Here is a 13,290-nt window from a genome sequence, read left to right on the forward strand (position 1 = left end):
AATATAGCGCGTTAGACCTCACAGGACGCAATGAGGTGACTTTTTGACATCAGATTACCTACGGCTTTACGACACTTATGACGAAGAAAAAAGCACATAAACCTGGCTCGGCAACCATTGCGCTCAACAAGCGTGCCCGCCACGAGTATTTCATCGAAGAAGAATTCGAAGCTGGCCTTGCGCTGCAGGGCTGGGAAGTTAAATCGCTGCGCGCGGGTAAAGCCAACATCGGTGACAGCTACGTGATCTTTAAGGATGGCGAAGCCTTTCTGTTTGGCGCGAACTTTCAGCCGCTGACGGTCGCCTCTTCTCACTATGTTTGCGATCCGACCCGCACCCGTAAGCTGCTGCTGAACAAACGTGAGCTGGATTCGCTCTTCGGGCGTATCAACCGCGAAGGTTACACCGTGCTCGCCCTGTCGCTGTACTGGAAGAACGCCTGGTGCAAAGTGAAAATCGGCGTGGCGAAAGGTAAGAAGCAGCACGACAAGCGTAACGATGTGAAAGATCGCGAGTGGCAGGTCGATAAAGCGCGCATCATGAAGCACGCAGGCCGTTAATTTCCGGATACTTATTGAGCGATTCAATAAGTTAGCGTTCCGGGGTGGTAACCGGTCTGCAAATTCTGGTATACTTGCTGTAACACTATTGGGGCTGATTCTGGATTCGACGGGATTTGCGAAACCCAAGGTGCATGCCGAGGGGCGGTTTGCCTCGTAAAAAGCCGCAAAAAAATAGTCGCAAACGACGAAAACTACGCTTTAGCAGCTTAATAACCTGCTAAGAGCCCTCTCTCCCTAGCTTCCGCTCTTAAGACGGGGATCAAAGAGAGGTCAAACCCAAAAGAGATCGCGTGGAGGCCCTGCCTGGGGTTGAAGCGTTAAAACTAATCAGGCTAGTTTGTCAGTGGCGTGTCCGTCCGCAGCTGGCCAGCGAATGTAAAGACTGACTAAGCATGTAGTACCGAGGATGTAGAAATTTCGGACGCGGGTTCAACTCCCGCCAGCTCCACCAAAATTCTTTGTTAACGGTCACCAGAGCCTGATACAAAGTCCTGAAAGCCCGCAATGCGGGCTTTTTTGTTTCTACCGTCCCTCTATTCCAGTACTCCAACCTTCCCTGCGTCCCTCAACATAATTCTTAAGCCTCTACCGCCGTCAGGTAATCCAGCCGCAGCGGCTCCGCCAGCAACTCATCCATCTGCAGGATAAAGGCCTGGAAGTGGGGCAGCGCAATGTGAGCCTCTAACGCCTCCTGGCCTCGCCAGGCTTCCCGGACGTAAAAACAGTCCGGCGTATCGCGCAGCTGAAACAGCTGATACTCAACGTTGCCCGGCTCCTGACGGGTCGGCAGCAGCAGCGCCTGTAAGGCCGTCTTTAGCGCGTCACGTTTGCCGGGCTTCGCCTTCAGAACCGCTATAAGCGAGATGATGTCAGAGGAGGCCATCTCAGAACCCCTCCAGTACAATCTTCCCGACCGCACGCCCGGTCTCGAGTTGCGCATGGGCCTTCTGCACATTCTCCGCCGTAATCGCCCCGTAATGCTCACCCAGCGTCGTGGTAAGCACCTGCTCGTCAATCAGATTTGCCACGCGGGTCAGCATCTGGTGCTGGGCAATCATATCGGCGGTCTCAAACATAGAGCGGGTGAACATAAACTCCCAGTGCAGGGAGATGCTTTTTGCTTTCAGCGGACGGGCGTCCAGCGTATCGGGATCGTCGATCAGCGCCAGTTTGCCCTGCGGCGCTAGCGCCTTAATAATCTCATCATAGTGCGCTGCGGTATGGGTCAGGCTGGCGACGTGGGTCACCTCTTTGATACCCGCGGCGGCTAATTCTTCCGACAGCGGCTTGCTGTGATCGATAACGTGATGCGCCCCCGCTTCCCGCACCCACTGCTGGCTTTCCGGGCGTGAGGCCGTACCTACCACGGTCATTTTCGTCAGCTTGCGCGCCAGCTGCACCAGAATCGACCCCACTCCGCCCGCCGCGCCGACGATCAGCAGCGTGTCGCCTTCATTACCCTGCTCCTGAATGCCCAGGCGATCGAACAACATCTCCCATGCGGTGATAGCGGTTAACGGCATTGCGGCAGCGGATGCGTTATCCAGGGTTTTGGGCTTCAGGGCGACAATGCGCTCGTCCACCAGCTGAAACTCGCTGTTGCTGCCAGGCCGTCCCAGCGCACCGGCATACCAGACTTCATCCCCGGGCGCGAAAAGCGTTACCGCCTCGCCCACCGCCGCCACAACGCCCACGGCATCCCAGCCGAGAACACGCGGCGTATCGCCGGTAAAACCGGCGCGGACCTTGGTATCCACCGGGTTTACGGAGATGGCTTTCACTTCAATCAGCAGATCGTGTCCTGTCGCTTGCGGCTGCGGCAATTCGATATCCTGCAGGAACGCGATGTTGTCAGGGGCAGAACGGGTAATGGCAATGGCTTTCATAATCTCTCCGTCGTTTATCGTGTGTGTCGCAATAATGTGATGGTAAAGCGTAGCTGTGGCGGGAAAAATAGCCTCGCGACGATAAGACTTGTACTCGGGAGATGAAAATGGCCCGGCTTGAAGATTGCGGAGCACGCCTGACGGGCCATGAGAATGACGCATGTTGCTGAATATCCTCTGTCCGCACCGCAAACCGCTGTCTGCGGGCGTCAGATGAGTGTAGGAAGAGTTAAAGCCTGTTATGAAGGTCAGTCAGCGCGCGATGATGCAGTTTAATCACCGCTTTTTTAAGCATACCGGGCTTCGCGGTAAAACAGCCCGGCTTATGGGGTTCGCCCGGCATAAAAATGGCAAACATCCCCGGCTTCAACGTCAGGCACTGTTCATTCCCGATGCGGTCACAGAGCTGATAATCCTCCTCCTCGTGCCACGCATCGCAGGCCCGGGCGCTTCCCGCCAGTCCGTAATAAATGTGCTCTTCTCCCTCCAGCAGGATCTGGATATCGATATAGTTGCGGTGCAGCTCGGCACGTTTTTGCTCAGCGCGCTGGGTCTCAAACTGCATCACGTTGACGAACATCTTCTCGCCCTGCAGCGGATAGCTACCCGGCGCCAGCTGCGCTAGCCCCGCGCTCAGGGCCTGGTCGATCGCCTGACAGAACACCGTCGACAGACCGGCAGCCTGCAGACGGTTGATATCACCCACAATCATTGCCACGCTCCTTTTGCCCATAATGCAGCACCCAGCAGCCCCGCGTCGCCGCGATGGCGGGCTGAGCAGAGTTCGGTCTGATAAACAGCGGGCTCCTGCGCAAGGTGATGCTGTACCTGCGTGAGATAGCCGTCGGCCAGGCCAATGCTGCCGCCAATGACCACCCGTTGACAGTCGGTCAGCGCTTTTATATCCGCAATGAGCCGCGCCAGCGTCCGGGCGGAACGCGCAATCAATCTCCCCGCCTGGGCATGTCCCTCTGCGGCGCGGGCAAAGATGGCTTTCGCATCCAGCCCGCAAAGCTCCCCTTCTGCCGCCGCGGCGATACCCCGGCCTGAGGCGATCGCTTCCACACAGCCGATCCGCCCGCAGCCGCAGCGCGGTCCGTTCGGGTCGGCCTGAGTGTGGCCGCAGTGTCCGGCCAACCCACCGGAGCCGGTCACCAGGCTGCCGTTATGGATCATCCCGCCCCCTACGCCGGTCGAAACGGTGATAAAGACCATATCGCGCACGGCATCTGGCATGTGTTGATACTCCGCCAGCGCCGCGGCCTGGGCATCGTTTAGCGCCACGCCGGGGAGCCCGGTTATAGCCGAGACCGATTTCACCAGCGGAAAATGCGCCAGCCCGCCCAGATTTGCCGGGTTAATGGAGGTGAGTACCCCTTGCTGGATAATCCCTGTCGAGGCGATAGCGAACTGCTGCGCCCGGCGGTATAGCGGGGTGACCAGCTCGCACAGCGCCGCTTCCAGCGCATCCGGCGTTTTGCTGGCAGGGGTGGGGATCTCCCTGCGTTCAATAATCCTCAGCTCGCGGTCGACCAGCGCCGCGGCGAGTTTGGTCCCGCCAATATCAATAGCCAGCGTGATCATTTTGTCGCGTCCTGTAAGGCGTCCCGATACCACTGACAGATATGCTCCAGGCGGGTGATGGCAGAGCCTACCGTCACGGCCCATGCCCCGTGCTTCATAGCCTGCTCGGCCAGCTCCGGTGAGTTGTAGCGCCCTTCGGCCACCACCCGGCACCCGGCCTGACTCAGGGTTGAAACCAGCGCCAGGTCCGGCTCGACGGGCGTAACGTCTGAGGTATATCCCGACAGCGTGGTGCCAATCAGTTCAACCCCCAATTGATGGCAATACAGCCCCTCCTCCTGCGAGGCGCAGTCTGCCATCGCGATCAGCTGATGGTGCCGGATGCGCGCCAGCAGGGCCTCAACCGGCACAGGCCGCGTGCGCTGTGTGCCGTCAAACGCAATAATGCTGGCGCCTGCCTCAGCCAGCGCATCCACATCCTCCAGCCAGGGCGTAATACGCACCGGGGTATCGGGCAGATCGCGTTTAATAATGCCAATAACCGGCACGCTTACCACGGCACGCACCGCCCGCAGGTTTTCAATACCTTCGATACGCAGCGCCACGGCACCCGCCTGCTCCGCCGCCAGCGCCATCGCCGCGACGATCGACGGCTTATCCAGCGGGCTTTGCGGTACCGGCTGACACGAGACGATCAGCCCGCCCCGGGCTTTTATGTTTGCATCCAGTTCATCAAGGAACGACATAACTCCTCCGTTAAAAATTCAGCCTTAGTGTTTGGCAAGCTGGCTCGCCCTTTTGCCGGCCACAATGGCGCCGCTGAACGGTTTGCCGTCGATGGCATCGTGGGTACGCAGGGCTTCAGGATGCAGCCAGCGCTGAACGCGGGACGGCATATCAAAACCAATCAGCAAAATGACGACGAACGTCAGACCAAACGAGAGCGAGCAGAGCGCGGTGCCCAGATCGAGACGTTGAGCGATAAACGCCCCCAGAACCGGGGCCAGTGCACCGCCGAGCGCGCCGACGTTGTAGGTAAACCCGAGCCCGGCCGCGCGCTGTTCGGTATCAAAATAGCCTCCGATCAGTTTAGGCAGGATCCCTGAGATGCCCTGTCCAAGCATCTGCTGGAAGAAGAGCAGCAGGCCCAGCACCCAGACGCTGCTGCCGCCAAGGGTAAATACCGGAATGATCAGCAGCTGCGAGGCGAGCAGGCTACAGACATAGGCTTTGCGCGTGCCCAACCAGTCGCCAAGGAAGCCCCCGGCGCAGCAGCCTGCCGCCGCACCAAAGCCGCTGAAAAACAGCACCTGAGCAACGGTGGCGGGATCGTAAGCCAGATCGGTTTTCAGCCAGGTAGGCAACAGCGCCTGAATCGGCCAGGAGTATAAGAAGGCAAACAGCACCACCACCATCAGGGTGACGCCGGTCGGCCAGCGCTTGCCGTTGCTTTGCACCATAAAGCTAATGAAGATCCCCGCGCACAGCAGGCCGAGCAAGGCCACAATCGCCGCGCTCTCCAGCTGGCCTGCGAAGCAGAACCACAGCGAGACGGCGGCCACCAGGGTCATCATAATATTGATAACCCGATGTTCACCGCGATAGAGAATATCGACCATGGTTTTCACGGGCGCATTACTCTGCTGCTTCTCTTTCCAGTCTTCGGCTTCCGGAATATTTTTTCTCAGCCAGAGGGCAAAAACGATCGGCAAAATGCCGATGAAGAAGAGCGCCCGCCAGCCCCACTCCGGCACCACTAGGCTATAGACCTGAGCCGCCACCACCGCGCCGACGGAGAAGCCCGAGATCAGGAAACCACTGGCTTTGTTACGCAGGTGTTTGGGCCAGCTTTCAATCACATAGGTGGCGCTGGAGCCATACTCCCCCGCCATCCCCATGCCGATCACCAGACGGGCGATGAACATGGTGGTATAGCCCTGGGCCAGGCCGCACGCCAGCGTCCCGACGGAAAAGAGGATAATGCTGCTCACCATCGCCAGACGGCGACCGTAGCGATCCCCCATTGCGCCCAGCACCAGACCGCCAAACCTGCGGGAGATAAAGGCGGCGGAGATCAGGCTCGCGGCGTGAAGGGTGGTCAGGCCGAATTCGGTTTTTATATCGGTTAAAACAAGAGCGATGAGGACAAAATCAAAACCATCAAGAACATAACCGACCCAGGCGGCAGAAAACGCGCGCCACTGCTGACGGTTGAGGCAACGATACCACGGGACATTTTGAGTCATTGTATTCATGTCAGTCTCCGCAATGGGTAAACCCATACGCTGTTTTGCAGGATACAGCTTTAGTAATGCCGGGTATGCCCGGCATCCGGCGTTGTCTTAACGTTGCTCTTTTTCTTGCTGGAGCCGCTGCGCTAATGCCCGTAGCGCGGGGAGATACTGTTCATCGACAGGGGCAAACGGCTTGCGGCACAGCGGAACATCAATCACGTCCATATAGTGCAGCACCGTTTTCAGGCCGCGGAATACGCCCACGTTGACCAGCAGGTCGATCACTTCATTACACTTGACCTGCAACGCTTTGGCGGTGGCGATATCCCCCTCCTTTAGCGCCCTGACGATCCCCTGATAGCGCCAGCCCATGATGTTATAGGTGCTGCCGATGCCACCATCCGCACCCGCCAGCAGGCCGGAGGCGAAAATCTCATCGTAACCGTTGTACAGCACCAGATCCGGGTGTGCCCGGCGGATCTGCTCCATCTGATAGAGATCGCCGGAGGTCTGCTTCAGCGCGCCCACGCCGGGTAAGGTCACCAGCGTATTGATCTGATCCAGAGAGAGTTTGACCCCGCTCAGGGCCGGGATGTTGTAGACCACCATCGGCAACCCATCTGCTGAATCAATAATTTCCCGATAGTGATCGAAATGCTCTTCAAAGCTGAACGGATAGTAGAAGGGCGTGACCGCAGAGACGGCGTCATAGCCATAGCGGCTGGCCGCCTGGGCCAACTGCTGGCTCTCGTGGGTGCTGACGGTGCCGACATGGGCGATCAGGGTGACTTTGCCTTTTGCTTCTTCAGCAACGATCTCAAGCACTTCCTGACGTTCGGCGCTGTTCTGCACGAAGGCTTCGCCGGTAGATCCCCCAACATAGAGGCCATCGATGCCCTGGGCAATGTTGAACCGTACCAGCTGGCGCAAGCTTTGCGTATCCAGCTGCTGGTTGCGATCGAACGGTGTAAGCAGTGCGGGCATAACCCCTTTAAGCGTGACGGACATAGATACCTCGAATGTAATGTGATGACGCGATAATGGTAGACCTTTATACCTGTTATACCAGACACATTAAAAACAGCGCGATCGAAATGCGCAGAACGCGATCGAGTTCACTAAATCATCGAGGCGATTATTTGCGGCGTTTTTTGCCCTGCTCGAAGGCGTGCCAGGTGGCGAAAACGCTGGTGAGGTGGGCCTGTAATGCCTCTTCAGCCGCATCGGGATCGTGGCTGCGGATAGCGTTAAAGATGGCGATATGTTGTTGATAGCTGGTGTTATTATGCTCGTGCAGCGCCTGCTCCGGTACCGTGGGGCGCGCGGCAATCAGCCAGTCGATCAGCGCCACGTGGATCGCCAAAAAGATCGGGTTGTTGGGGATCTCCGCCAGCACGCGGTGAAATTCCACGTCGGAGCGAATAAACAGCGCATTGTCATCCAGCGACTGGCTGTTCAACGTCAGGGCTTTTTCCAGCAGGGCAATCTGCTCATCGCTGGCATGCTGTGCAGCATGGCGCACCAGGCTGGACTCAAAGAACAGGCGCAGCTGCTCAAAATGAGCGATCCCACCCGGATGGGCGAGGAAATCTTTTGCCATACCGGAGAGTTCGCTAATGATGGTGTCCGCAGAGGGGCGCGAAATACGGGCGCGCTCGCCGTTCTGGATCTGCACCAGCCCTTTGCGTTTGAGTGCCGCCAGCGCCTCGCGCACTGAAGGTCGCCCGACATTAAAAAAGGCCATCAGCTCACGTTCAGAGGGCAGCTGTTCACCTTCGGCAAACTCACGGCGACGGATCATCTGCTCCAGCTCTTCTTCCACCATCTCGGACAATTTTTTGCGCGCCAGCGGGCGACGACGCAATGTCCGCCCAATGGTTTCAGAGGAGATTTCTGTCTGTTTTTCGCTGGAAAGAGTCATAGACGCTACATCATAAGAAGTTGAGTTAAGGAGTTCTTTATCATAACACAGGCGTTGGTGCCAGGTGCGATGGGTTACGCAGGTGCCAGAGGATAACGTCAACGCAGACATTCACTTATATGGCGCGGTAGACCCAAATGGCCCCGGCGTTATCGCGACGCTCACCTGAAACTTTCTCAAACTGTGAACCCGCTACAAACGCATATTTAACACTCTTCTGAAACCCCTTGCTCACGCGCTTCCCTGTTTCTACGCTTATTCTCACGCAGGGCAACACCCCTCTTACACCAAACAAGCCTGCGCGCTGATGCGTTAACTTGCAACCTGTGAATGGGAGAGCCCCCTATGCTGCGCCGCATTCTTCTGCTGGTCTTCATGATCGCTTGCCCGTCGCTTTACGCCGCCCCCGTCGTCTATGTCATCGACACGCAGAAGACCGCCATCAGGCTGTCGTGGCGCGCCTTCGGCGGCATACCCTCCTGGGCGCATCTCCAGGGGGTGACGGGGACGGTCACGCTGAACCCGGACAATGAATATGACGATCGCATCCGGGTGTCGGTGCCGGTCGCCACACTTCAGGCCTCCAACAATCTGCTCACCTGGCAGTTGAAAAGCGATATGTTTTTTGACGCCGCCCGCTACCCGACGATCACCTTTACCAGCACCCGGGTGGTGAAAGTTAAGGACGATCATTACCGCGCGTTCGGCACTCTCACCGTCCGGGATCTCAGCCGTCCGGTGATCCTCGAAGCCACGCTCGATCGTCTGCCGGACGAGGCGATCGCGCTGCATGCCACCACCGCCATCTCCCGTTCAGCGTACAAGATGGATCGCTTTGCGCTGGTGGTGGACGATCGCATCGCCATTGCCATTGAGATCCAGGCGATGCGGCGTCAGTAAAATTTCGACCTGATACAATAATATTTATTAATAATTGCTCCGGTAAAAAATCCCGCCTGTTCTATACTGCCTTTCAGAAAATAATAAACGCGCATAAAATAGTACAAACGTCGTAGAGCGTTTTGTAGAAGGCGTTATCCAGACGAGAAAAAATCATACCTTTGTATTATTCAAAAATTCAGCAACGCTTCTATTAGCCGGTGGCGAAAATATAATAAATAGCGTGTTATCGCGCCCTCGAATTTAATAAATATAAAAGCTAATCCAGCGATGAAACTTGTGATCTCTCGCAATCTCCGCTTCATCATCCGCACTAACAAAACCCGACACATAAGAATAAAAATAGATAAAATACAACATTTTAATCAATAATTCTGGCGATTGCCCACTGGTTTATTAGGTTTCAACGCGGTTAAGTAAGCGCCTATGCTTTATTTCACCGCTTCGTCATTTGCGCTTTTGGTTCTTTATGACTATATCCTTTAATGCACTTATAAAAAGCCAGCAATATAAATAACAGGGATGGCAATCATCACGCCTGCGCAAAAAAAAAGTCGCAGAAAAATTATTACAGCAGAACATTATTTCTGACAAATAGTGTCTCCTTCGGGACGCTTAAACTCTGCTGAAAGAAAAACGATTTTTACACACAGCATTCATTACACTCTGTTGGGAGTCATACAAATGAGTAAATTCACTGTTATCTCCAGACTGACGCATCAACAAACAGTCGCAGAAGGTAACCAGATCATTCTGGGCGAGGATTCCGTTGTTAAGCTCGATGCAGGCAGGGGCGATATTGCCAGTTATTCCCGCAGCAATAACGATTTGCTGGTCAGGATGACCAACGGCGAAACCGTGACGCTGAAGAACTACTACATCAACGATCATCAGCTGGTACTGAATGAAAACGGCGCGCTGTGGTGGATTGAAGATCCGCTGACGGTTGAGCGTTACCAGTCGATCCCGTCAACCGACGCGTTGATTGCCGGTAACGTCAGTAGCTCATCGGGCGATACTCCTATCTGGCCGTGGGTGCTGGGTGGCGTGGCCGCAGCGGGGGGCATTGCGCTGGCGGCAGGCGGTGGGGGTGGGGGCGGCGGCGGTGGCGACGATCGCATCGATCCGGGTCCGGTAGCGCAGGATACCACGCCGCCCGGCGCGCCCACTAACCTGCATTTCGCCAACGGTAACACCCAGCTGCTCGGCAGCGCCGAAGCCAACAGCATGGTAACCATCACCGATGCCAGCGGTAACGTGGTGGGCAAAGCCAAAGCCAACGGCAATGGTGAATTTACCGTCGAGCTGGGGGTGCCCTACACCAACGGCGAGACGCTGACGGCCACAGCCGCCGACAGCTCCGGCAACGTTAGTCCGCCCACCAGCCTTACCGCCGCGGATACCACCCCGCCAGATGCGCCCATGATTATTATCGCTGACGACAACGCCGGCAGCCTGACCGGGGCGCTGAACAGCGATCAGACCACCGACGATCCGCGCCCGGTCTTTAGCGGCAGCGGCGAGGCCGGTTCGACCATCACGGTGTATGATAACGGGAAGAACATCGGCAGCACGGTAGTGAACAGTGACGGTAGCTGGACGTTTACCCCCACCGCCGATCTCGCTAACGGCTTGCATCAGATCACCGCCAGCGCCACCGACCCGGCAGGCAATACCAGCCCGGACTCTCCCGCGTTCAACCTCACCATCGATACCGTCGCCCCGAATGCGCCGGTTCTGCAGGTGATGGATGAGGTAGGCAACATCCAGGGGTTCATCACCTCCGGGGGTTTTACCGATGACAACCAGCCGGTGCTGAGCGGTACGGGCGATCCCGGCAGCACCATTACCCTCTACCACAACGATCTGCTGGTGGCGGAGATCATCGTTCCGGACAACGGCTCCTGGAGCTACCAGCTTGCCGAGCCGCTGACGGAAGGGCTACAGACCTTTACCCTGACGGAGACGGATATTGCGGGCAATCTGAGCCCCTCTTCCGCGCCGTTTGAATTTACCGTCGACCGCACGCCGCCCGCCGCGCCGAGTGGCCTCGCCATCAATGCCACTGGCACCATCGTCACCGGTAGCGCCGAGCCCAACTCGACGGTTACGGTGACCAACGACCTGGGTGATAGCCTGGGTACGGCCACCGCGGACGTCAATGGGGCATTTTCGCTGACCCTGACCACTCCGCAGGTCAATGGCGAAACCCTGAGCGCCGTGGCTACTGACCGGGCGGGTAACGAAGGTCCAGCCTCTTCGCTGCCTGTGCCGGACATCGCCCCGCCAGCGGCACCGACAGCCCTCTCCGTCGCCGCGACGGGCGACAGCGTGAGCGGTGAAGCGGAAGTGGATGCCCGCATCTCGGTACGCGACGCCACGGGCCAGGAGATAGGTACCGGCACCGTGGGTGCCGACGGTAAATTCACCGTCAATATCGCCCCGAACCAGCTCAACGGCGAGGTGCTGACGGTCTACGCCTTCGATACCGCCCAGAACCAGAGCCAGCCGGCGCAGGCCACCGCCCTGGACTCCACGCCACCGGCACCGCCTGCAGGGCTGGATGTCTCCGATAATGGTCTGGCGCTCACCGGCACGGCGGAAGTGGGTAGCACCGTGGTCGTCATGGAAGGCACCACTAAACTCGGCGAGCTGATTGTCGGCGAATCGGGTAGCTTCTCCTTCACCCTGCCTACCGCCAAACTGAACGGGGAGATCATGACGCTTACCGCTACCGATAAAGCGGGCAACACCAGCGCGCCCGGTACGGTAGAAGCCGACGACACGACCCCGCCGGCCACACCGATCATCACCAACGTGGTGGATAACGTTCCGGACGCCATCGGCACCATCGTGAGCGGGACCTTATCCGATGACCGCACGCCGCTCATCTCCGGCACCGGTGAGGTCGGCACCAAAATTTATGTCTACAGCGAGCAGATGCAGATCGGCTTTACGGAGGTGGATTCGGCAGGTAACTGGTCGTTCCAGGTCTCCGCCAGTCTGACCGATGGGCTCCACTCCCTGACCGCCGATGCGGTTGACCGCCGCGGCAATCACAGCCTGATCTCCGAGACCTGGACGATTAACGTCGACCCGCTGGCCCCGAACCCACCGACGGCATCAGCGGCAACCGCGGCGTTTGCCCAGAGCGAGGAGCCATTGGTGAGCACCCTGAGTGCCAGTACCACGGGCGAGACGCTGATTTATAACGTGCTCAGCGATAACGGCGGGGAGCACGTCGGTAACTTCTCGCTGGCACAGGGCGACAAAATCGACATCAGCCAGCTGCTGGTGGGCTGGAATGGCGATGGCAACACGCTGGGGGATTATCTCCATCTCACCAGCAACGGCGATGGCAGCACGACAATCACGCTCGACCGGGATGGTGCAGGCACCAGCTTTGCCCCGGCCACGCTGGTGACGCTGGATCACGTGCAGACCACCTACGAGGAGCTGGTGAACCAGAATCATATTATCACCGGTTAACTCAACCCCGCCGGGTGGCGGCTACGCCTGACCCGGCCTACAAAACCAAAAACCCAAAAACGAAAAACAGCAATGAAAAAGTCAAATAAAATAAATAGCTTACCGCGACTACCGTGTCCGGCTGAAAATCGCTGAGGCGTTGACCGCAGGCCGGGGCGAGGCGCAAGGATCACGCCCGCCCCGATAGCCGAAGGGAATAAGCCGAAGACAAAATTGCCGGGAGCCCGGGTCGCCAGGGTGGTGGCGATTGAGCCACCCTGGCACGTTCACCGGTTCAGGCGTAACAGAAGCAGAAAACGTGAGGTGAACGGAACCCCTACTTCGCCACATATACTTCTCTTCATTCCCCACAAGAAGAAAATAATGTAATCTCTCCCACCGTAATAACATTTCTACCAAATAACCTGGTTGCCTTAACTTATACGCCCATCTAAATAGCACAACTCTTTATTAATTCAACCTAGATTCGACAATATTAAAAACCTTCTCAAATATATCATATTCAATATCAACTTCACTCCCGTTTAAATATTTATACAGCCACACTAAAATACCCCTATAAAATACCTCCCCCTCACCAAATGCCGCTATCTCATTAAATTAAAAACAAAAATCCCTACACACGCCTCGCCCAGCAGACACCTGCAAGCCGCGCCACGCCTGCCACCGCCATTTTCACACTGCACAGCGCAATATTTTAAATATGACTAACCATTTATTAACTCACGCTTAATTTGCACTTCTGGTACTTTCTGGCTATATCAAATTCAGTC

At 57.0% G+C, this 13,290-nt stretch carries 11 protein-coding genes and 1 other RNA gene; 4 read left to right on the forward strand and 8 right to left on the reverse strand.

The window, feature by feature from the left end; genetic code table 11:
- Positions 1 to 77 precede the first annotated feature (77 nt).
- Complete coding sequence (smpB, locus tag C2U54_RS22585) at positions 78 to 560, forward strand: SsrA-binding protein SmpB (RefSeq protein WP_103180795.1); 483 nt, start codon at positions 78 to 80, stop codon at positions 558 to 560.
- A 90-nt stretch (positions 561 to 650) separates the two neighbouring features.
- Positions 651 to 1,014, forward strand: a transfer-messenger RNA (tmRNA) gene (gene ssrA / locus C2U54_RS22590).
- 126 nt (positions 1,015 to 1,140) lie between these two features.
- Here the strand turns inward: ssrA and C2U54_RS22595 are convergent.
- The 8 genes from C2U54_RS22595 to nanR form a co-directional block, all read right to left on the reverse strand.
- The gene (locus C2U54_RS22595) at positions 1,141 to 1,431 is read right to left on the reverse strand and encodes a putative quinol monooxygenase (protein ID WP_168192059.1); all 291 of its coding nucleotides are present in this window, start codon (positions 1,429 to 1,431) and stop codon (positions 1,141 to 1,143) included.
- Between the two features lie 16 nt (positions 1,432 to 1,447).
- Positions 1,448 to 2,449 carry a zinc-binding alcohol dehydrogenase family protein gene (locus tag C2U54_RS22600; RefSeq protein WP_103180797.1) on the reverse strand — a complete coding sequence of 334 codons (1,002 nt, stop codon included), beginning with the start codon at positions 2,447 to 2,449 and terminating at the stop codon, positions 1,448 to 1,450.
- A 229-nt stretch (positions 2,450 to 2,678) separates the two neighbouring features.
- Positions 2,679 to 3,161 carry an N-acetylneuraminate anomerase gene (nanQ, locus tag C2U54_RS22605; RefSeq protein ID WP_103180798.1) on the reverse strand — a complete coding sequence of 161 codons (483 nt, stop codon included), beginning with the start codon at positions 3,159 to 3,161 and terminating at the stop codon, positions 2,679 to 2,681.
- Entirely contained in the window at positions 3,158 to 4,033 is an 876-nt protein-coding gene (gene nanK / locus C2U54_RS22610; protein WP_103180799.1) for an N-acetylmannosamine kinase, read from the reverse strand. Before nanK ends, nanQ begins: the two co-directional genes overlap by 4 nt.
- Positions 4,030 to 4,719: an N-acetylmannosamine-6-phosphate 2-epimerase gene (locus C2U54_RS22615; RefSeq protein WP_103180800.1), complete on the reverse strand. Its 690-nt coding sequence runs from the start codon at positions 4,717 to 4,719 to the stop codon at positions 4,030 to 4,032. Before C2U54_RS22615 ends, nanK begins: the two co-directional genes overlap by 4 nt.
- Positions 4,720 to 4,743: 24 nt before the next feature.
- The gene (locus C2U54_RS22620) at positions 4,744 to 6,228 is read right to left on the reverse strand and encodes an MFS transporter (RefSeq protein WP_103180801.1); all 1,485 of its coding nucleotides are present in this window, start codon (positions 6,226 to 6,228) and stop codon (positions 4,744 to 4,746) included.
- 87 nt (positions 6,229 to 6,315) lie between these two features.
- A complete protein-coding gene (nanA, locus tag C2U54_RS22625; protein ID WP_103180802.1) occupies positions 6,316 to 7,215 on the reverse strand; it encodes an N-acetylneuraminate lyase in 900 nt (299 codons plus the stop codon).
- Positions 7,216 to 7,342: 127 nt separating this feature from the next.
- On the reverse strand, positions 7,343 to 8,128 hold the full coding sequence (gene nanR, locus C2U54_RS22630) for a transcriptional regulator NanR (protein WP_103180803.1): 786 nt from the start codon (positions 8,126 to 8,128) through the stop codon (positions 7,343 to 7,345).
- 345 nt (positions 8,129 to 8,473) lie between these two features.
- Here nanR and C2U54_RS22635 point away from each other — a divergent pair, with 345 nt between their 5' ends.
- Both C2U54_RS22635 and C2U54_RS22640 read left to right on the forward strand, forming a co-directional pair.
- Complete coding sequence (locus tag C2U54_RS22635; RefSeq protein WP_103180804.1) at positions 8,474 to 9,028, forward strand: YceI family protein; 555 nt, start codon at positions 8,474 to 8,476, stop codon at positions 9,026 to 9,028.
- A 684-nt stretch (positions 9,029 to 9,712) separates the two neighbouring features.
- On the forward strand, positions 9,713 to 12,517 hold the full coding sequence (locus C2U54_RS22640) for an Ig-like domain-containing protein (RefSeq protein ID WP_103180805.1): 2,805 nt from the start codon (positions 9,713 to 9,715) through the stop codon (positions 12,515 to 12,517).
- Positions 12,518 to 13,290 lie beyond the last annotated feature (773 nt).

Origin of the sequence: Leclercia sp. LSNIH1, assembly GCF_002902985.1 — a bacterium.
Classification (GTDB): domain Bacteria; phylum Pseudomonadota; class Gammaproteobacteria; order Enterobacterales; family Enterobacteriaceae; genus Enterobacter.

Excerpts from the sequence above, each read along its gene's own strand:
- nanQ (WP_103180798.1), bottom strand. The coding sequence starts at position 3,161 with ATGATTGTGGGTGATATCAACCGTCTGCAGGCTGCCGGTCTGTCGACG.
- nanK (WP_103180799.1), bottom strand. The coding sequence starts at position 4,033 with ATGATCACGCTGGCTATTGATATTGGCGGGACCAAACTCGCCGCGGCG.
- C2U54_RS22600 (WP_103180797.1), bottom strand. The coding sequence starts at position 2,449 with ATGAAAGCCATTGCCATTACCCGTTCTGCCCCTGACAACATCGCGTTC.
- C2U54_RS22635 (WP_103180804.1), top strand. The coding sequence starts at position 8,474 with ATGCTGCGCCGCATTCTTCTGCTGGTCTTCATGATCGCTTGCCCGTCG.
- nanA (WP_103180802.1), bottom strand. The coding sequence starts at position 7,215 with ATGTCCGTCACGCTTAAAGGGGTTATGCCCGCACTGCTTACACCGTTC.
- smpB (WP_103180795.1), top strand. The coding sequence starts at position 78 with ATGACGAAGAAAAAAGCACATAAACCTGGCTCGGCAACCATTGCGCTC.
- C2U54_RS22615 (WP_103180800.1), bottom strand. The coding sequence starts at position 4,719 with ATGTCGTTCCTTGATGAACTGGATGCAAACATAAAAGCCCGGGGCGGG.
- C2U54_RS22640 (WP_103180805.1), top strand. The coding sequence starts at position 9,713 with ATGAGTAAATTCACTGTTATCTCCAGACTGACGCATCAACAAACAGTC.
- nanR (WP_103180803.1), bottom strand. The coding sequence starts at position 8,128 with ATGACTCTTTCCAGCGAAAAACAGACAGAAATCTCCTCTGAAACCATT.
- C2U54_RS22620 (WP_103180801.1), bottom strand. The coding sequence starts at position 6,228 with ATGAATACAATGACTCAAAATGTCCCGTGGTATCGTTGCCTCAACCGT.